The 18,140-nt window shown below is 34.2% G+C and carries 19 protein-coding genes, 1 tRNA gene and 1 pseudogene; 7 read left to right on the forward strand and 14 right to left on the reverse strand.

Annotation, left to right across the window (positions count from 1 at the left end):
- Positions 1 to 80 precede the first annotated feature (80 nt).
- Together QWZ06_RS14460 and QWZ06_RS14465 are read left to right on the forward strand one after the other, a co-directional pair.
- Positions 81 to 629 (forward strand): methyltransferase domain-containing protein, encoded by a 549-nt coding sequence (locus tag QWZ06_RS14460; RefSeq protein ID WP_353959974.1) that lies wholly within the window; start codon positions 81 to 83, stop codon positions 627 to 629.
- A 422-nt stretch (positions 630 to 1,051) separates the two neighbouring features.
- Positions 1,052 to 1,717, forward strand: coding sequence for an alpha/beta hydrolase family protein (locus tag QWZ06_RS14465; RefSeq protein ID WP_290299019.1), 666 nt, complete (start codon positions 1,052 to 1,054; stop codon positions 1,715 to 1,717).
- A gap of 831 nt (positions 1,718 to 2,548) precedes the next feature.
- Here the strand turns inward: QWZ06_RS14465 and QWZ06_RS14470 are convergent.
- Positions 2,549 to 2,620, reverse strand: a tRNA-Arg gene (locus tag QWZ06_RS14470).
- Positions 2,621 to 2,811: 191 nt separating this feature from the next.
- Between QWZ06_RS14470 and QWZ06_RS14475 the strand changes: the two genes are divergently transcribed.
- Together QWZ06_RS14475 and QWZ06_RS14480 are read left to right on the forward strand one after the other, a co-directional pair.
- Positions 2,812 to 3,261 (forward strand): MarR family winged helix-turn-helix transcriptional regulator, encoded by a 450-nt coding sequence (locus QWZ06_RS14475; RefSeq protein ID WP_290299022.1) that lies wholly within the window; start codon positions 2,812 to 2,814, stop codon positions 3,259 to 3,261.
- A 21-nt stretch (positions 3,262 to 3,282) separates the two neighbouring features.
- The gene (locus QWZ06_RS14480; protein ID WP_290299024.1) at positions 3,283 to 4,131 is read left to right on the forward strand and encodes a universal stress protein; all 849 of its coding nucleotides are present in this window, start codon (positions 3,283 to 3,285) and stop codon (positions 4,129 to 4,131) included.
- A 198-nt stretch (positions 4,132 to 4,329) separates the two neighbouring features.
- Here the strand turns inward: QWZ06_RS14480 and QWZ06_RS14485 are convergent, their stop codons facing one another.
- The 8 genes from QWZ06_RS14485 to srmL form a co-directional block, all read right to left on the reverse strand.
- Positions 4,330 to 5,040: a cupin domain-containing protein gene (locus QWZ06_RS14485; protein WP_290299025.1), complete on the reverse strand. Its 711-nt coding sequence runs from the start codon at positions 5,038 to 5,040 to the stop codon at positions 4,330 to 4,332.
- Entirely contained in the window at positions 5,040 to 5,180 is a 141-nt protein-coding gene (locus QWZ06_RS14490; RefSeq protein ID WP_290299028.1) for a hypothetical protein, read from the reverse strand. The genes QWZ06_RS14485 and QWZ06_RS14490 overlap by 1 nt, the downstream gene beginning before the upstream one ends.
- Before the next feature lie 2 nt (positions 5,181 to 5,182).
- Positions 5,183 to 7,222, reverse strand: coding sequence for a hypothetical protein (locus QWZ06_RS14495; protein WP_290299030.1), 2,040 nt, complete (start codon positions 7,220 to 7,222; stop codon positions 5,183 to 5,185).
- A 251-nt stretch (positions 7,223 to 7,473) separates the two neighbouring features.
- Complete coding sequence (locus QWZ06_RS14500; protein ID WP_290299033.1) at positions 7,474 to 8,154, reverse strand: MarR family winged helix-turn-helix transcriptional regulator; 681 nt, start codon at positions 8,152 to 8,154, stop codon at positions 7,474 to 7,476.
- A gap of 63 nt (positions 8,155 to 8,217) precedes the next feature.
- On the reverse strand, positions 8,218 to 9,246 hold the full coding sequence (gene hemH / locus QWZ06_RS14505; RefSeq protein ID WP_290299035.1) for a ferrochelatase: 1,029 nt from the start codon (positions 9,244 to 9,246) through the stop codon (positions 8,218 to 8,220).
- 35 nt (positions 9,247 to 9,281) lie between these two features.
- Positions 9,282 to 10,565, reverse strand: a complete 1,284-nt coding sequence (locus tag QWZ06_RS14510) for a cryptochrome/photolyase family protein (protein ID WP_290299036.1) — start codon at positions 10,563 to 10,565, stop codon at positions 9,282 to 9,284.
- 265 nt (positions 10,566 to 10,830) lie between these two features.
- Positions 10,831 to 11,130 (reverse strand): hypothetical protein, encoded by a 300-nt coding sequence (locus tag QWZ06_RS14515; RefSeq protein WP_290299039.1) that lies wholly within the window; start codon positions 11,128 to 11,130, stop codon positions 10,831 to 10,833.
- 367 nt (positions 11,131 to 11,497) lie between these two features.
- Positions 11,498 to 12,532 (reverse strand): PheS-related mystery ligase SrmL, encoded by a 1,035-nt coding sequence (srmL, locus tag QWZ06_RS14520; protein ID WP_290299040.1) that lies wholly within the window; start codon positions 12,530 to 12,532, stop codon positions 11,498 to 11,500.
- 413 nt (positions 12,533 to 12,945) lie between these two features.
- Between srmL and QWZ06_RS14525 the strand changes: the two genes are divergently transcribed.
- The gene (locus QWZ06_RS14525) at positions 12,946 to 13,179 is read left to right on the forward strand and encodes a hypothetical protein (RefSeq protein WP_290299042.1); all 234 of its coding nucleotides are present in this window, start codon (positions 12,946 to 12,948) and stop codon (positions 13,177 to 13,179) included.
- A gap of 12 nt (positions 13,180 to 13,191) precedes the next feature.
- On the opposite strand, the gene QWZ06_RS14530 is transcribed toward QWZ06_RS14525, so the two are convergent.
- Positions 13,192 to 14,025 carry an AraC family transcriptional regulator gene (locus QWZ06_RS14530; protein WP_290299043.1) on the reverse strand — a complete coding sequence of 278 codons (834 nt, stop codon included), beginning with the start codon at positions 14,023 to 14,025 and terminating at the stop codon, positions 13,192 to 13,194.
- Positions 14,026 to 14,109: 84 nt separating this feature from the next.
- Between QWZ06_RS14530 and QWZ06_RS14535 the strand changes: the two genes are divergently transcribed.
- Together QWZ06_RS14535 and QWZ06_RS14540 are read left to right on the forward strand one after the other, a co-directional pair.
- Positions 14,110 to 15,066, forward strand: a complete 957-nt coding sequence (locus QWZ06_RS14535; RefSeq protein ID WP_290299046.1) for an alpha/beta hydrolase — start codon at positions 14,110 to 14,112, stop codon at positions 15,064 to 15,066.
- Positions 15,063 to 15,688 (forward strand): annotated as a pseudogene (locus tag QWZ06_RS14540) (NAD(P)H-dependent oxidoreductase). Before QWZ06_RS14535 ends, QWZ06_RS14540 begins: the two are co-directional and overlap by 4 nt.
- Here QWZ06_RS14540 and QWZ06_RS14545 read toward each other — a convergent pair.
- The 4 genes from QWZ06_RS14545 to QWZ06_RS14560 all read right to left on the reverse strand — a co-directional run bounded on the left by QWZ06_RS14545 (position 15,649) and on the right by QWZ06_RS14560 (position 18,098).
- Entirely contained in the window at positions 15,649 to 16,071 is a 423-nt protein-coding gene (locus QWZ06_RS14545; protein ID WP_290299047.1) for a hypothetical protein, read from the reverse strand. The pseudogene QWZ06_RS14540 and the gene QWZ06_RS14545 sit on opposite strands and share 40 nt — an antisense overlap.
- The gene (locus QWZ06_RS14550) at positions 16,002 to 16,580 is read right to left on the reverse strand and encodes a hypothetical protein (protein ID WP_290299048.1); all 579 of its coding nucleotides are present in this window, start codon (positions 16,578 to 16,580) and stop codon (positions 16,002 to 16,004) included. The genes QWZ06_RS14545 and QWZ06_RS14550 overlap by 70 nt, the downstream gene beginning before the upstream one ends.
- Positions 16,581 to 16,842: 262 nt before the next feature.
- Positions 16,843 to 17,607 carry a hypothetical protein gene (locus QWZ06_RS14555; RefSeq protein WP_290299050.1) on the reverse strand — a complete coding sequence of 255 codons (765 nt, stop codon included), beginning with the start codon at positions 17,605 to 17,607 and terminating at the stop codon, positions 16,843 to 16,845.
- Entirely contained in the window at positions 17,604 to 18,098 is a 495-nt protein-coding gene (locus QWZ06_RS14560) for a MarR family winged helix-turn-helix transcriptional regulator (RefSeq protein WP_290299052.1), read from the reverse strand. Before QWZ06_RS14560 ends, QWZ06_RS14555 begins: the two co-directional genes overlap by 4 nt.
- Positions 18,099 to 18,140 lie beyond the last annotated feature (42 nt).

Consider the following 18,140-nt stretch of genomic DNA (forward strand, 5'->3'; position numbering starts at 1 on the left):
GTCGCTTTTTTCATCGGTATTTTGAATATTATTTACAATAGATTCTCTTATATTTATACAATCACTTCAAAATTATTTTTATGCCTTGGAACCCCGAACTCTACGATCAATACAAAGATGTACGTTACAAACCGTTTTACGATTTAGCTGCATTAATTAATCCTGGAAACAATATAAAAGCAATTGACTTAGGCTGTGGTACCGGAGAACAAACCTCTATTTTAACGGAAAAGCTGACAGGTTCTACATTTTTAGGAATCGATTCGTCAGCAGAAATGCTTGAAAAATCGAAAAAATTTGAAAATGACAATTTACACTTTAAGCTTCAGAGTATTGAAGAAATAGCTCAGTCTGTTCAAAAGTGGGATCTTGTTTTCAGCAATGCCGCTTTGCAGTGGGCGGATGATCACGAAACTTTATTCCCTAAAATCATTGGACTATTGTCTGCTGAAGGTCAACTGGCTATTCAGATGCCTGTTCAGAAAGAAAATATTCTCAACCAGATTCTAACGGAAATGGCAGATGAAGAACCTTATGCATCACAATTAAATCATTTCAACCGTGATTCACCGGTACTTTCGATGGATGATTATGCACAGATTTATTTGACAACGGAATTCAGGATATAGAAATATTTCAGAAGGTTTACCCTATCATTGCTGATGATCATGAGGCTTTATATGAATTTATTTCAGGAACAGCACTCCTACCTTATCTGGAACGTCTGGAAGGAGAACAGAAAGAAAAATTCATTTCCGAATTTAAATCACGTATCTCAAAAAGGTTTACAAAATATCCGGCCATCTATGCATTTAAGCGCATACTGATGTATGGCCATAAGAAATAAAAAATGATTACCTATATTAATTAAGAAACAGGCTTTTTTGATGTATTCAGAATTATCAATTTGAGATACTATAATAGTCTTATTTAAATATGATGGTTATTATTCAATCCGCTTTCCTCATAAATTGTTTATTCATAAATTATTTCAATAATAATTTCTTTTATAATAAGAAAATTCTGATTTTTGTTCTCAATCTGTTCTACCATGAAATTCCAAAAAGTAATATACCTTACACCTGCTCTCCTCCTTTTTATGAACTGTTCTGTAAAGAAAAATATAAATTCAGAAAATGAGTATGAAGTGAAGCGGGATACCCTTACCATATTCGATCAAAGCAGAAACCGTAAAATCCCTGTTGCCTATTATTTACCTAAAACCAATAAGAAGATTCCCAACCAACAACTGATTATCTTTAATCACGGGTATGGTTTCAATAAAGGTGGAGATTATTTTGTGTATTCTTATTTAACGGAGAAGCTGGCTTCTAAAGGATATTTTACAGTGAGCATTCAGCACGAACAAACTACAGACGCTCCATTGCCTGTAGAAGGAAACCTGCAAATGGTAAGAAGGCCATTCTGGCAAAATGGATCTGACAATATATTATATGTATTGAACGAACTAAAAAAGACGAATCCCAATCTGGATTATAAACACCTTACGTTAATTGGACATTCCAATGGAGGTGATATGGTGGCCTTATTTGGAAATCAGCATCCTAATCTGGTCTATAAGATTATTGCCATGGATAACAGAAGAATGTTCCTTCCCAGAACAAGCATTCCTAAATATACTCACTCCGTTCCAATGATTATCCTGCAGATGAAGGAGTATTGCCTACAGAAGAAGAGCAAAAAAAGTATCGTATGACCATTCAGCCAACTTCCATCAATCATAGTCACATGGATAATAAAGGCAGTGATGAGGAGAAAAACACCTTGAATGACTTTGTACTACAATACCTGAATGAACAGTAATATTGAGCATATCTTATCTTATTAAATAGTAATTTGTGGACTCACGCCAGACTTATCCACAATAAAATGTGGATAACTTGTGAATTTTAACATTAAATTCATATTCCGTATTAAAAATATCACTACATTTACTATGTAATAAACATCGAAGTGGAAACTTTATTTGCTTTTCTTACTACTCTTGAAATTGCAATTAAATTTGAAATAAAAATTTAAGCACAGCATTGTCGGCTGTGCTTTTTATTGTTGTCTAATTAAAAAAATGAGATGTCTTATCTACTGAATCTGCCCCTAAAGGGCAGATTCTTTTATTTCATAGGAAGTCTATAAATATTTCAAAATCATTTTTTTTCTTTGCTCCTTTAGCTAAAATCAATTGATTAATTTTGATCAGCTAGTGATGAATGATTGAAAATATTTGAACTATTAAGATTTTTTAAGTGATTAAGAGAAGTTAAGGTATAGCTAAAGCTATTAATAAAGCGCTTTCTTCATTCATCTTTGATGAATCTTAACTTATGTTAGCATCTTCATTTTCTTAATGGTTCATCCTGTTTTTTACTTTTAAGCAGATCGTTATAATTACAAATTAATCAGCAAAAGTTAAAATCACCAAAATATATGCAAACATCTGTGTAGAATTGGTTTTTAGGTTTAAAATACAGTATCAATTTTCAAAATAGAATACTATACTATAAAAAAAGCAACCCTTTGAAGTTAACAGTAGCCGCACCAGGGATCGAACCTGGATCTAAAGTTTAGGAAACTTTTGTTCTATCCATTGAACTATGTGGCCTTTTGGAAAATAAAAGTACAAATTATTCTTGTATGTGTTTTAAATCAATAGGTTAATATATTGTTTTACCACGGATTTCACATTTGTTCTTTATTGGTATAAAAACCTATTCACTAATATTTTACACCCAATTAGTTGAAATTAAAACTAATTTTCCGTACATTTGTTAGGAAGCATCAACATAGAATTTTATGTCTGAAAAACAAAATAACCTGTCCGAACTGGCTTTAGAACTGGGCTGGGCAATGAGTGAAATGAAGAGTCGCTTACGGCAAAAAATTCAGGCGTGCGTTAATGAGTATGATCCGGATCTTTCCGTTGAACTGGTTGAAATTTTAGGACTTCTATCCCGGAATGATGGGATCAATCAACAGGAAATAGCCAACAAAGTAAGCAAAGATAAATCAAGCATCACCTATCTTATTAATGCCCTTGTAAAAAGAGAACTGGTAGAAAGGGTTGCTTATAAAAATGACCGAAGAAACAAGCAGATCTTTCTTACTTCAAAAGGAAAAAAGCTAGTAGAAAAAGTGTATCCATGGGCACTGGAGCTATATAAAAAAGCAGCTGGTGATCTTCATGAAGACGAAATCAACAAAGCTCTTCTTTTAGTAAAAAAAATGACTGCTAATTTAGAATAATCAGGATTTAAAATAGACAACATGAGAACAATCCTCGTCCCTATTGACTTTACACCCACTACGGAAAATGCTGTAAAAGTAGCCGCAGAATGGGCAAAAAATTATAATTACCAAAACATTATCCTTTTAAAAATTGCCGGAGAATCTGAATTTGATTATCTGCATATTGCAGAAGGCCACTCATTCGTTAATGAAGAAAGTGTCAATAGTCTTTTGGAAAGAACAGAATTGCGATTTGACCAACTAAGTCAAGTTGTTGCAGAGATTTCACCGGAGGTAAAAGTCTCCAGGCTGTTAAGTGATTGGGCACTGACAAGAAGTATCAATGAAGTATTGAAAAATCAGCCGTCCATCGAAATGATCATTTTAGGAAGTGATGACTCCACTTCTTCCAGTGAAAGTTTTGTTTCCGACAATATTATCAGTATTGCAAGAACAAGTCCTGTTAAAACCTTGATTGTTCCCAATAGTTATCAATATAGTAGTGTAAACAATATTGTGATTCCCTGCGATGTCAATGGGATTAAAAAGCTTGAAAGACTGTTTCAACACAAATCAATTATTCAGAAACAGGATGTTCGTTTATCATTCCTGAATATCAATACTAAAGAAAAAACGGAGATCGATGCTGACAAAAAGAAAGAATTGGAAGACTATATTCGTCAGCATTTAACGGAGATTCCGAGCAATATTCATTATTCCTATGATGAAAATGTGATCAACGGAATTTTGGCTTTTGCCGCTTCAAACAATACGGACCTTATTATTGCTCTACCAGGCAGACATAGCTTCCTTTATTATATGGCGAACAGAAGTATTTCTGAAGGACTTTATCAAAATACCAATATCCCTGTTTTGATTTTGAAATAAAACTTTGATTTAATATAAAGATCGTAAGTATAAAAATAGAGTCCGTTTCACAAATAGTGAAAACGGACTCTATTTTTTATTTATCAACCTCTTTTTTCAAGTGTAAAATTCTTGAACTCCATGAAGAAATGCATAAGCTATCTTCGAGCAGGTTTCATTATCTTTTTCAAAATGAGGTAAATTTCGCTACTTATAAACTTAAGAAAGTTCATCAATTATGACCGTATATTTCGGAAAAACTTGTTTCAAATGATCCAAAAACAGTTTACGTTCCTTCTCATCACTTGGTAAAGATGTACTACAGCCTTCATGAAAACCTGGTGCTAAGCTACAACTGCTTAAATTAAAATCCTCATTGACGACTTTAGCACCAAACCATGTATTTTTGGGGACAATAGCCTGTAACTTTTCCCCTTTACTTGTATTCCGCCCTATCACTTTAACCGTTGCTGTCTTTTTCTCCAAGTCGAAAATATAAATTTGCAATGCTGAGCCATCATGAAAAAACCATTGCTCGTCCATTGTAAGCTTATGCAGTTTTAACTTTGGATGATTATCGATCAGAATAAAATTTAAAGAATAGGTGCTATCTTTATCTGCGTCATGAGTATGATCAATACCAAAATAGCCTACACGATCTACCAATTTAAGTCCCAAATCTTTAATCCATGTTTCCTTAGTTTTTTGCAATGCGAAGTTAACAGTAGTACCTAAAATTTCGGATTCATTTGTTGGGCATCGCCATAACCCTTTTTGTGTAAGAATAGGTTGTAGCGACCCGTCCGGTAATTCTATCAATTCGCGATGATTCAATAAGGGTACCCCAGACTTTCTTACTGCTTCATCATCCTTTACATGCTGCTCTCTGTCATCAATCGTCCCTATAATAGCAGAGACAGAACTTCCCACTAATTGGGCAAAGTTTCATTGCAGTATACAAATCTGGAATCTACATCTTTTACACAAGTATAGACACCGTCCATATTTAATACAGGACTTGAATCCAGACCAATTTCTATAGGTAGAATAGTTTCTATATTATCCATCATGCTTAAAATTTAGATTGATCCATTAAAGAAAAAGCATCAATAGATTCTGTATATTCACTATTAGTATGTTTTCCTGTACCATTAACACTTTTTTCTTTAGTACTCATCGGTTTACCTACTTTTTTCGCAGCAATTCGTTGATCAGCTAGTTGTAATGCCATTGCCGTCATAGTCAAAGTAGGATTCCAGGCACCACTTTGTGCCCATAATGATGCTCCTGTTATAAATAAATTGGATACAGATGCTCCTCTGTTTATCAGTTGGTACTCTAAATTTACTACAGCCTCAATATCATTATTATTTACTATAGGCAGTGTAGAACCTTCGTGTACCATTGCCGGAACGTGTGGATAAGCTGTACGTTTATCTTTATTTACCCAAGAGTTTTGCATTTTAGATCGTTTGTCCAAATCTTTGACCACATCCTTGCCTAATTGAGACTCTTGATAATAGTTCAGGTCACTATACCAATATTCAGGTTTATCAAATAAGTAATCAAGAATATCATAGGCTGCTTTCCCCATATCATCCCATGTTTCTTTATCTATTGAGCTTGGGTTGCAGCGAAGGACACTAGCGGTTGTAATGTCATGATCCTTATTAGCATGAAAATATGCTTCTTTATTGTGAATATCTAATTCACCCAGAATAGCACATACTAATATCACATGATTTTCAGAGTCTGCCAATTGTTCCGGAGAGGCTGTAGACACAACATCCGGCATATAGCGCATAGCAAGCTCTCTATTCTTATTCGGGTTAGGATCATGGATAATAGACAATTGAATATGAAACTGCTGCTTATTTTTTGCAAAGAATGGCAGGTAGATAGCTCCCATCTGCAAATTGTCATTTTCTGAAATCGAATCTTGTCCTAAATGCTCCAAAAACTTAGACTTCTCTACCCTGGCCGTTATTGCAGAAATTGTATGAGCTGTAAAATGCTGACCCGCTAATTGATGGTTAAATGATTTCTGAATCAACGTAGCAGGTGGCATCGCTCCGGTTGCTACTATCAATTCGGCATTGTTCAATGCTATTGTTCCCCTCGTTGTTGATAAGCCATACGCTTTATTATCTTCATTTAAAATCTCTTCTACGACGCATTCTGTAACAATATGCAACCTGTTTGGGTACATATTATTTCTTTCTCTTCGTCTTGTTTCTGCAGCAGGATCTTTTTTAGTATCAAATGCCGTACTGTCTACCAAATTCAGAATTGCAGTTGGGGTAGAAAATTTATTAAAATCAATCCCTTTATTCTCACCATCACCACAAGCCAGAGAAGCGTACTCAACCTTCATCAGTTGAGCACCGGTACGATTTCCTTTATCAACATTCGAGTTAAAACTTTCTCTATTCTTATAAATTTTATTGTAAATAGCATCTTGCAATACTCCATATTCTGGTAATTGTAATTTACTCAAATTGTCTTCCAAATCCAGTCCTTTTAATTTTTTTAAGTTCTTCACAAAAGGTAAGCTATTAGACTTATGAACATGCAATAACTCAATGGCATCATCAAAATAAGATTTTTCACCATTCTTTTTTATTAGAGATTCATATAATTCCGTAGACCATTTTTCAACTTGCCCTGCTTCGGGTTGCGGACACCAGGCGCTCCATAAGAAACTTCTCCCGCCAAAATAAGGTAACATACCATGTTGGGTTACCCGATAAGGTGCTTTTTCAAGCATTGTAGATTGAGATAAGCTCCAAGGAAACGTTTCAGAGATTGGACCAACCAGTTTCTTATAGCTTGCCCCTAAATTCTGAAAGTGAGTGGGCAATAAGAATCCTCCCCTTTCAATCATTAGAATCGTAGCTTCTTTGTCTTTTTCTAAAATTCTTTTAGCAAAGGCATACCCACAGAAGCCTGAGCCAATTACGATATAGTCATAAGAATTATTTTCTCTTGCTTCTTTCCATTGACCTTCTGTCAAGAAATAAGCGTGATTCATGATATCCTGAATATCAGGACGCTGAGGACCCGGAGTTGGATATCCATTGCCTAGGTTTCTAGATGATGCAAAATTTCCCATAATTATTAGTTTATTTTTATGAATTATTATGGGATAAAAGTAATATGTTAAAAACAATATAAATTAAGTATTTATACCTAATTTGTGGTACCGAATTTCTACATACAATCAATAATTAACGTGAAATAAACACATTGTAACTTATAGTTATTTCTCAAAAAAGCATCCATCTCCTCATATATTAATTTATTTTTAAAAAAAATATCGCCAACTGAATACAGTTAGCGATTTATTTAGTTTTTAGCTCGTTTCTATTTATCTTTAAATGAATACTCGTCATACACTGTATTGATAAGCTGTTCAGAATGGATATTTCGTGAAAAAATAGGATAATGAAAGCGATCCAGTTTATTAAGAATACGTATAAGTTCCATCTTTTCGCTGTGATTAAGATTTCCTGCAACAATATGGGTAGCCTGACGAATCTTATCCATTTGCTTTTCCAAAATCATCAATCCTCTTTCAGAAATACGGATTAGTTTACTTCGTTTATCCACATCAGAATCCATCTGCTCAATAAGTCCCTGATGCAAAAGCCTTGCAATAATAAGCATCCCGACAGGTTTATCTTGAATATTTTTCTTGATCAGAGCCATCTTGGTCATCTCTCCAAAAGCTTTCAGATTTATTAAATAAATAAAGTCTTCCTGAGTAGAGAATTCCGAGTCTGAAATTGCTGACTTTGAATAGGTTTTCGCATACCGGTTAAGATGAACAAGTAATGTACTTATGGCGCTTTCCGGAGTTCTTCCATTCTCCTTACCTTCCCAATAGGGCTCTTCTGAGTTATTTTTTTGCTCAGTATTTTCTTTATTAGAAACCCATGCTTTAAAACCCTGAATATTTTCTGGATATAAATCAGGACATGCCTGAATTTCTGTTTCAAACTCCTGCAGTAGGTCTACAAAATCTTTAATAAGTGTATAATTCATATCCGCTAAATAGTTTACAAAAATACCTAATTCCTTAAAGAACTACGTAATGTATCATCAAAACTATACTAAATAGAATTGATTAAGCTGTTCCTCACATAGAATTTTAATCACTTCAATCCAACGATCTTCATCGTTTAGACAAGGTATATATGTGAAATTCTCACCCCCAGCTTCCATAAACTGCTCTTTTCCTTCAACAGAAATTTCTTCCAGAGTTTCAAGACAGTCTGAAACAAAGGCAGGACAAACTATGGCAAGATTTTTAATTCCTTTTTCGGGAATAGTTTCTAGGGTATGATCTGTATAAGGCTCTATCCATTTGTCTTTTCCTAATCTGGATTGAAAAGAAACAATCACTTTGTTTTTTGGCAATTTAAGTTTTTTGATGACGCGATCTGTGGTATTAAAGCATTGATGACGATAGCAGAATGAATGACTTGGATGGGTATCTTTATGACAGCAATCATTCATATTGCACGTCTTTGTTCGGTCTGTGTTGTAAATATGCCGCTCGGGAACACCATGGTACGAAAACAATAAGGCATCAAAATTTTCAGGAAGCTTCTCGCGGATACTTTCTGCTAAACAGTTCGTATATACATCCCGATTATAAAAAGGCTGCACATAATTGATTCTTACCTCGGGAAATTTTTTCTTTCTGATTTCTTCTGCTTTTTCAATGACTGTTTCTGTAGTACTCATTGCATATTGCGGATAAAGGGGAAACAATACAATTTCTGTAATTCCTTTTTCAACAAGATTTCTGATCCCCGTTTCAATGCTGGGTTCCGCGTATCTCATTCCTATCTCAACGGGTATATCAACTACCTTTTGCAGCTTTTGCTGTATCTTTTTGGTGATAACAATAAGAGGCGATCCTTCTTCTGTCCATACGGTTTTATAAGCTTCCGCTGATTTTGCAGGTCGGGTTTTTAAAATAATTCCACGAACCAAAAGCGCCCGAAAAATCCATCGATAATCAATTACCTTTTCATCCATCAGGAATTCATCCAGATATTCTTTTACATCTTCTACTGCAGTTGACCTCGGAGATCCAAGATTGATCAACAAAATTCCTTTTTTAGCCAATGTTATTTATTTTATTTATTAATAGTTATGATCTTTTATTCTGTCAATCCGTCTTTGTAAGCTTTCAGCGCCCTTTCTCTAGCTTTTGTATGCTCTACAATAGGTTCTTCCTTATATTCTTCAGGAAGCCATTTTCTGATATATTGAAGGTCTTTATCAAATTTTTTTGATTGTTCATAAGGATTGAATATTCTGAAATAAGGTGCCGCATCACATCCACATCCTGCAGCCCATTGCCAATTTCCATTATTTGCAGCCAGATCATAGTCTAAGAGTTTTTCGGCAAAATAGGCTTCTCCCCACCGCCAATCAATAAGCAAATGTTTGGTAAGGAAACTTGCTGTAATCATTCTTACTCTGTTGTGCATAAATCCAGTTTCATTGAGCTGTCTCATTCCGGCATCTACAATTGGATACCCTGTTCTCCCTTCACACCATGCTTTAAATTCATTTTCATCGTTCCTCCAAATAATATTCTCATATTTCTTTTTAAAGCAAGAATGAACAACACTTGGAAAATGATATAAAATCTGCATGAAAAACTCTCTCCAAATAAGTTCATTAAGCCAGGTTTCATTATGTTTAACAGCATATTGCACACATTTCCTGATAGAAATCGTCCCAAACCGAAGGGCAATGCCAAGATGAGTCGTACGATCCAATGCAGGAAAGTCTCTATAATCTCCATAAGAATCTATAATCCCTTTGTCAAGTTGTGGTTCTACAAAGTCAAGATCTGTTTTCTCAAATCCAATTTCTTTCAGTGAAATAATTTCTGAAGACCCCTTATAGTGGGCAAAATTCTCCATGTTTGGAGTAACCGTTTCTATGCTGTCCAAATTTTCCTTCCATTTCTTTGAATATGGGGTAAAAACAGTATAGGGAGAAAGATCATTTTTCAAAATATTATTTTTTTCAAATATGACCTGATCTTTAAAATCTCTGAATATAATATGACGTATCGACAAAAAGCCTGCGATCTGCCGATCCCGTTGTAGGGCTTGTGGTTCATAATCTCTGTTGCAAAAGACAGTATCAATTGTAAAATCCTCCGTTATTGTATTAAAAACTTCCATTGGAGTACCATAGTAGACATGAAGCCCGCTGTTATATTCCTTCAAATTGCTGTGAATCTGTTGTAAAGCCTGATGAATATAATCTACCCTTCTGTCATCTTTATTCTGAAGCCGATTCAGGATCTCCTGATCAAAAATAAAAATTGGAAGGACTTTCAATCCGGAATTAAGGGCATGATAAAGACCCATATTATCTTCCAACCTAAGATCTCTTCTGAACCAAAAAATATTCACCTTATTCATTATTTTATCTATTTAAAAAAGTAGTGATTTTATTTTAAAATAAATCACAAATATACCATTAAATAAATAAAAAGAATATTAATATACTAAAATAATATTAGATTTATGTATAAAAATCAGAGGGCAAAAACGAAAACCAAAACTAAACACAAATGAAAATAAAAAATTTATAGCCTTGCCAATATCTTAAAGTAACATATAAATAAACTAAATAATATAAAAAAAAGACCGAAATTCATGAATTCCGGTCTTTTTTTAAACTAACTTAATTGGTTTTCTTTCTCCATTCTGCCTTCACATCTTCAGCGGCATCTTTGGTCTTTTCCCACGCTTCATCTGCTTTATCCTTAATATCTTCCCACGCGTCAGAAAAGTTTGATTTTACTCTTTCCATCCAGTCTTCCTGAGTTGCTTCCTGATCACTATCTCTTTTCTCATTGATATAATCCTTAGCTTTATCGGCCAAATCATTGATCTTCCACTTTGCCTCATCAGCTGCATTTTTTAAAGAATTTTTTGTTTCATCTACTGCATTTTCCGCTTTGTTATAATCTGAATTATTCATAATATAATATTTTAGTAATTGGTATATAAATAAACAATATCTGTGCCTAAAAAATAATTATCATGTTAAAAAAAATATAAAAAATTATTCAACAGTAATATGAATTATTTTATTTGAACAACCCCTATCAAAATTTTTTACTGATTCCAGATCCCTTTACAATATATTAAATTGGCAGTCAGCTAATCCTATAAATAAAAGCATTCTTACAAACCATAGATTTAGCCATTAAAGAGATTGCAGACCAGCTTGATTTCAAAGATTCATCATATAGGGCTTGTTATTTCAAAAAGCAAACTGGTGCTACACTAACTCAATATCGAAAATGAAACACCCAACCTGATGAAAGATTGGGTGTTATGAATGGTTATCTTAAAACAATATCAAAATGAGTAGATAAAGCTGTTCTCATTCGATTCTGAATGATATTGATTTCTTCATTGTTTAAGGTTCGTTCATTCGAGCGATAGGTAATTCTATAGGATAAAGAGGTCTGATTATTCTTGGAAAATTTATCCTGTAGACAAACATCTTCAATCAGGTCATCTCCTTCTTCCCTTGCCATTTCGCAAAAGTTATTATAATCTGACCAGATTCCTTCAAAATTATCTTTATAGTCGTTAACCCAGAATGATATATCCTTGTAAACAGGAGGATACTTGGAATACTCATGGAACTCCACCAATCCATTTTTAAATTGGGAAAGGAAGCGAGGATCGTGAGTCCAGAGATATCGGATATCCGGAATATTGCAATAAGAAAGCAACAGACGATCTAGTCCTAGCCCAAACGCCCAACCTGTTCCTTCAATATTACAGTTCTCAAGAATTGTAGAGTGAATAACTCCTGCTCCAAGAATTTCCATCCACTCCCCATTTTGGTTCACTTCTATTTGCAAGGATGGTTCTGTGAATGGAAAATAATCATCCAAAAATCTATATTCCTTTCCGGGATACAGATATTGGATCAAGCCTTCTAAGGTATGTTTTAGATCTGCTAATGCATCTGCACCTTGGGGCATTATTTTAACACCTTCCATTTGATGAAAGACAGGATAATGGGTTTTGTCTATAGTATCCTTACGATAAACATCTCCTACTACAATAAATTGCCTGTTTCCAGCTCGTAACAGAGTATTCTGATGGGCAGATGTCTGAGTCCTCAGTACATTTTTGTCATCAATATAATAGGTATCATTCGTAGATCTTGCCGGATGCTCCAAAGGAATCAATAGGTCATCAAAATTATCCTGAATACTTACAACTTCATTCAAATCGTCGAAGATCGTAAAATCTTTAAAAAAATGCTGTATCTTTTGTTTTAACTGGCTTATAGGATGGTTTAAGTCATTATGTAATTTCCTTCCTCGTTTTTCATTGATGGTTCTTGATATATTATTCATTTTGAAAATAATATTAGATTATCTACGAAAGTAATTTCGCAGATATATAATTAAAAAATAGGTAAAAGTCTGATTTTGATTTGAATATCCGTACGCAACGGACATATAGAATTATCTTGGCCCTTGGGGGCCAAAAAAGAAGAAGAAAAATAATATGTTGATTTTAGAAATCATTCTTACTGCTAATTTACAAAAAAATTATAACCCATCAAAGGAAGAGTGCTATTTATAGACAATACACATCCGTTTTTGTAGTTATTATTTTTAAAATAAGCTTCAAGATTAAATCACAAGAGAATACTACTCATAATGAGTATCTTGTGAAAACAACTACCCTACTTACTCATAAACATGATAAATTTAGCCTGAGTTTTCCGAACTTTGTACCCATTAAACATATAGAACCTTAAATAATGGAGGAATTTGAACTACCGGTAACCTATAAAGGTAAAGAGGAGCTTTTTAATGTAAAACTGGCTACTTTTACTTATGGTTATAAATTCTATGTAGATGTGAATGGTAATGAAGTTGTTTTTGAGCGAGATGATGAAGGAAATATGCGGGCAATGGTACAGGATACCTCATCAGAATCAAAGATAGAAAAAGGACTTATTGAGGCGATTATGGAAGTATTTAATCGTATTTAATTCTGTTTTTTGTCAGTTGGCCGCTTCAAGTCTATAGGCTTTAAGGCTTTTCCCTTGATGTCTTTTGAAAAATTTATTGATATGGCTTTCATCGGCAAATCCAAATTCATCAGCAATTTCATGAACCCTTTTGTCACTGAAACGCAACCTATGTTCTATTAAACGAATTTTATAAGAAGAAATATAGTGTTGAATAGACTCGTTGCATTGTTTACGGAAATAGCCCCCTAAATAAGTTGGTGATAATCCAAACTCATTGGCTATCGTTTCTACCTTTAACAGTTTGGGGTCACGTATATGTTCCTGAATATAATCCAGAATCTGAAGAATGCGAACATCAGCATTGGAAGAGATATTCTCCGGTTTGATCACAGCAATATTCCTGGCCGCAATCACAATAATAGCGTTCACCAAATGGCGCGTAAGGTCTTCATTATACACTGAATCATGTTCTATGGCCTGTCTTAGATTCTGTATCAGCAGGCTGATCATTTTTTTATCTTCATTATTCACAAGAACAGATCCTGATAAATGAGAAGCGTAATACAAAAGACATTCAATATGGTCTATACTCTTCCATTGATACTCTTTGATGTAATTTTCGCCAAAACGAACTACCATAAATTCACAAATTCCATTCAGATCAAACCCATGACAATCATTGGGGGTAATCAAAAACAGGTCTCCGGCAGAAAAGGCAATTTTATTTTCATTCACTATATGATCTCCAATACCGGAAATGACATATACCAACTCAAAAAAGTTAAACTGTCTATCCTTTAAAGGGCATTGATCAATCTTTTCATAAAAAACTTCAAGGGACTGGTATATATTTTCTCTCGCCATACTACAAAGATACCCAAATAAGCTTGAAATATACCTGTTTTAGCCTTATTTATCAGTCTATTTTTGCCCTACAAAATAAAAACAATGCAAGAAAGAATAGATCCGGATTTGCTAAGAGTCATGATTGAAAGCCCTTTTAGTCGGATTGATTACGAAAAACTATTAGTAGAAAATCCCAACAGAATCAGAGAAGAAGAAATGAAAGTAATGGAAAAAGAAGAACCAGTATCTATTCCTGAATCACTCTCTGTAGAAAATATTTATATTGCCTCTTCCGATGTTCAAAGAAGTATCCGATTAAGAGTTTATCAGCCTAAAGGAAAAGAAAATCTACCCATATTATTGTATTTTCATGGGGGTGCATTTATATATGGAACACCGGAACAATATGATTTTATTTTCGTTCCATTGGCTTTGGATATTAATGCTGTTGTGGTCTCTGTTGACTATCGGTTAGCGCCCGAACATCCATTCCCGGCTGCCATGAAAGATGGCTATGATGCTTTATTATGGTTATCTGAATCTGCAGCACAGATAAGCGGAAATAAAAATAATATCATTGTTGGCGGGAGCAGTGCCGGAGCAACAATTACGGCTTCATTAACCCATTATGCAAGGGATAAAAAAGCAATCAACATCCGGCATCAATACTTATTATATCCACCAACCGATCATTTACTGACAAGCTCATCCATGCATGAACTGGCCAACACTCCCATGCAAACAAAAGATGCCGCCAGGTGGATGTGGAAGCATTATCTGCAACAGGAGATAAATCAGCCACCCCAATATGCTGTTCCATTACACGAAAAGAACTTTAGGGATCTTCCTGATGCTACCCTTATTATTTGTGAACTGGATCCCCTGAAAGATGAAGGTAAAGAATATGCAAAAAAATTGCAGAAGGCAGGAGTTTCAGTTAATCTTTTGGAAATTGAAGGTGCTGTACATGCATTTGATTTCTTTTCATGTTCTCTATCAGATGCTTTTTACAAAAGACAAATCGAATTATTCAAATATATTTTAATTCAATCATTATGAAAAAAATAGTCGTAATCAACGGACATCCGGATCAGGAAAGCTTTAATGCCGCCATAGCAGATTCTTATATTAACTCCGCCATAGCTTCTGGTGCAGAAGTACGATATATTGCTCTTGGAAAACTGAATTTTAATCCTAACCTTCAATTCGGATATCGTCAACGGATGGAACTGGAACCTGATCTGGTAAAAGCCTTGGAAAATATTCAGTGGAGCGACCATCAGGTATGGATACATCCTGTTTGGTGGCTGGGTATGCCTGCTATCATGAAAGGATTTTTGATAGGGCATTTCTTCCGGGAATCACTTTTAAAAGCAATAAAAAAGGAAGCAGCGAAGGATTATTAAACGCAAAATCAGCGAGAATCATTACAACAGCCGGCGATGTATCCCTCAAGGTATATGAAGAAGAATATCAATCCAGCGGGCTTATCCAGCTCAAAAAGGGAATTCTGGAATACTGTGGCATTTCCTCTATTGAAAACAACTTTATAGGCCCGTTATATGAATTAAGTGAAAAAGACAGAAGAGAATGGCTGGATATCATCAAGGAACTGGCTATTACGGATACTATCAATCAGTCTCAATATACCTCCAGTGAAGAAGTACCTTTAGGACGATAAAGATAGAGGGTAATGTAAGTAGTCATTACATTATCCTTTCCTTTTCTTTTAAAATCACCCCAAAGAGCCGATTTTTCGTCATTTACTCTCTGCAGGCATACAATTTTGCCCGCTGCATAAAAAGTTATTTTATAATTTTCAATAGGCTTTACATCAAAAAAAGCGACATCTGTATTGGTTCTGAATACATATTCATGATTCCATCTCTCTTTTATTTCATCCGGAAGTAAGTACAATTGTTTGGCTATTCTTTTTTCTCTATTGTAATAAATATTGGCTAATGCACTCCAGGAACCGTTTGTATAAATACTTCTTATCTTATTATATTTAGCAACAACTTCCTGTTCAATAGCTTGTAGCTTATCTTGATCGGTAGTTTGCAAACCTCAGCATTTTCCAGCGTTTCTATATGGTAAGGAATATCAGCAAAGAAAGTAAATGAGCCTTCAAATGTATTATCAGATCCCATTTTCTTTTTAAAAGTTGAATAGCTTTGTACATCATTTTCTTCTAAACTGCCGGTCTTATTTTTCAGTGATTTTACAATCTTCATCTTTATTCCTGAATCGGGAGAAAACTGCGTATTTAAAGCATTTTGCTCCTTATTAAATCCTGGAGTCATTTTTATGGTAACTCTTTGAGTGCCTTTATTATTAATTCCTTCATTCAGCGGAAAATAAGAACCAGCCAAACCACTCCCCGAAGTATCACTGTATTTTATAACAGGAATATCATTAATTAAAATTTCAAAAGAACAGTTCGTACTATGGATATAAACACCATAACGAGATTCATTCTCAAAAGATCTAATATCCTTAACGGCTGCTGGAATATTCTGGTGAGGTATAATAGATTCAATTTTCTTCTCAGCATAAGCCGACAAAGGCAGCATCAACCCTAATACAATATATTTTTCATACGTTTATTTTACATAATAATCCCAAAATGAAGGTCAATTCCAAAATGTATACAAGCACATCAAGGAAAACGGTTCTGCTTATTTCATTTTTTAAATAGGGAAATATTTCGCTGCTAAATTAAAAAAGGATTACCTTCAAAAGAATTATTTCATGAGCCCGATAAAAATAAGAATATTTTTTATACTAATCCGGCTATAAATAATGGCTTTTATACATGATAAGAGTATAATTTTCTTATTCAAAAACAACATAGTTTACTTTATCCACTCCCGTATTTCCTGTTTTCGCATGGTAAGCATATAAGGTAAGCTCATAATTCCCTGGTGTATTAATCAGATGATTTCCTTCAAATAGATTGATAGAGACCCATGACATATCAATATTTTTCACCAATTTACCGTCTTTCTTAAGGATTCCTTTTACTTCCATCTCATCAGAATTCCATACTCCACCCTTTTCAATCACACATCCGCACATCATAACGATATTGGCCTGAAATAAAAAGGGTTTATCTTTAATTGTATTCAGTGCAATATACTGATGGGTTCTGGGTTTTAAAATATCTATAATATACCCTGGAATTTCAAGAATAATGCCTTCACCTAGTATATTTTTTCCAGGAATCAACCACAGTTCTGTACTTACAACGGCTTGTGCCTGTCTACTGTTTAAAGGGGAAATAACTTCTATGGTAACAAATGTAGGTTCCTCAATATCAACTGCTGCTACAAATCCTCCTGTTTGATCATCAGTAATTGAGTTCCCTCTTACTTTAGGTGTTTTCATAATCAAATCAGTGTTTCCGGTACTTCCGGTAGTATTCCCTTCCGCTAAAATCTTTTGGTTTAATTTATTCCTGACAATAATATGAGCCCCACCCAGTGAACTCCCAATAAATTTAGCATCTTTTGCTTTCGCTCTTATCATTACTTTAGTTTCAGTAGCTGAAATCATAAGGTTAGAAAAAAGCATTGCGGTCATAAGAAAAAGTGTTTTCATGGTTGTATAGATTTTAAGTATTCTTTTTTAAATCGATTGTGGAAAGATTCCTCTTTCAATTCTTGGTCTATAGCATCCAGATAAGAGAAAATAGATAAATCCTCTGATAGTAATTTTAAAATAGATTTCTCGCAACTATCCCAGATTTGCTCCAATTGAGGAAGCATTTCAATAGCTTTAGGCGATAGTGAAATCATCTGCTTCCTTTTATCAGTATTGTCTTTCTTAATGACCAGATACCCTTTTTCTGTCATTTTCTTTACAATAATTACCACAGATGGATGAGAATATCCCAATGGTTCAGCAATATCCGTAATCGAGATCTCTCCTCTTTGCTGTAAGAGCATAAAAACAAGATACCAGTTAGGTTCCACATCAATTCCAAACTCCTTGTAAAACTTCCTTACATCATGAGCCATCCGGTCACTTATTCTTTTTAATCTGCTGTCTAATGCTTTATAGCCCAATTCTTTAATAAAGTCAAAATCCATTTGAAAAAATTTTGATGTAAATATATACAAATACATAGTCAA

Source organism: Chryseobacterium tructae (assembly GCF_030409875.1).
Lineage (GTDB): Bacteria > Bacteroidota > Bacteroidia > Flavobacteriales > Weeksellaceae > Chryseobacterium > Chryseobacterium tructae.

Coding starts and splice junctions, on each gene's coding strand:
- QWZ06_RS14525 (WP_290299042.1), top strand. CDS start 12,946: ATGGAGGAATTTGAACTACCGGTAACCTATAAAGGTAAAGAGGAGCTT.
- QWZ06_RS14465 (WP_290299019.1), top strand. CDS start 1,052: ATGAAATTCCAAAAAGTAATATACCTTACACCTGCTCTCCTCCTTTTT.
- QWZ06_RS14510 (WP_290299036.1), bottom strand. CDS start 10,565: ATGAATAAGGTGAATATTTTTTGGTTCAGAAGAGATCTTAGGTTGGAA.
- QWZ06_RS14560 (WP_290299052.1), bottom strand. CDS start 18,098: ATGGATTTTGACTTTATTAAAGAATTGGGCTATAAAGCATTAGACAGC.
- QWZ06_RS14550 (WP_290299048.1), bottom strand. CDS start 16,580: ATGCTGCCTTTGTCGGCTTATGCTGAGAAGAAAATTGAATCTATTATA.
- srmL (WP_290299040.1), bottom strand. CDS start 12,532: ATGAATAATATATCAAGAACCATCAATGAAAAACGAGGAAGGAAATTA.
- QWZ06_RS14490 (WP_290299028.1), bottom strand. CDS start 5,180: ATGATGGATAATATAGAAACTATTCTACCTATAGAAATTGGTCTGGAT.
- QWZ06_RS14535 (WP_290299046.1), top strand. CDS start 14,110: ATGCAAGAAAGAATAGATCCGGATTTGCTAAGAGTCATGATTGAAAGC.
- QWZ06_RS14555 (WP_290299050.1), bottom strand. CDS start 17,607: ATGAAAACACTTTTTCTTATGACCGCAATGCTTTTTTCTAACCTTATG.
- QWZ06_RS14480 (WP_290299024.1), top strand. CDS start 3,283: ATGAGAACAATCCTCGTCCCTATTGACTTTACACCCACTACGGAAAAT.
- QWZ06_RS14460 (WP_353959974.1), top strand. CDS start 81: ATGCCTTGGAACCCCGAACTCTACGATCAATACAAAGATGTACGTTAC.
- QWZ06_RS14495 (WP_290299030.1), bottom strand. CDS start 7,222: ATGGGAAATTTTGCATCATCTAGAAACCTAGGCAATGGATATCCAACT.
- QWZ06_RS14475 (WP_290299022.1), top strand. CDS start 2,812: ATGTCTGAAAAACAAAATAACCTGTCCGAACTGGCTTTAGAACTGGGC.
- QWZ06_RS14500 (WP_290299033.1), bottom strand. CDS start 8,154: ATGAATTATACACTTATTAAAGATTTTGTAGACCTACTGCAGGAGTTT.
- QWZ06_RS14515 (WP_290299039.1), bottom strand. CDS start 11,130: ATGAATAATTCAGATTATAACAAAGCGGAAAATGCAGTAGATGAAACA.
- QWZ06_RS14530 (WP_290299043.1), bottom strand. CDS start 14,025: ATGGCGAGAGAAAATATATACCAGTCCCTTGAAGTTTTTTATGAAAAG.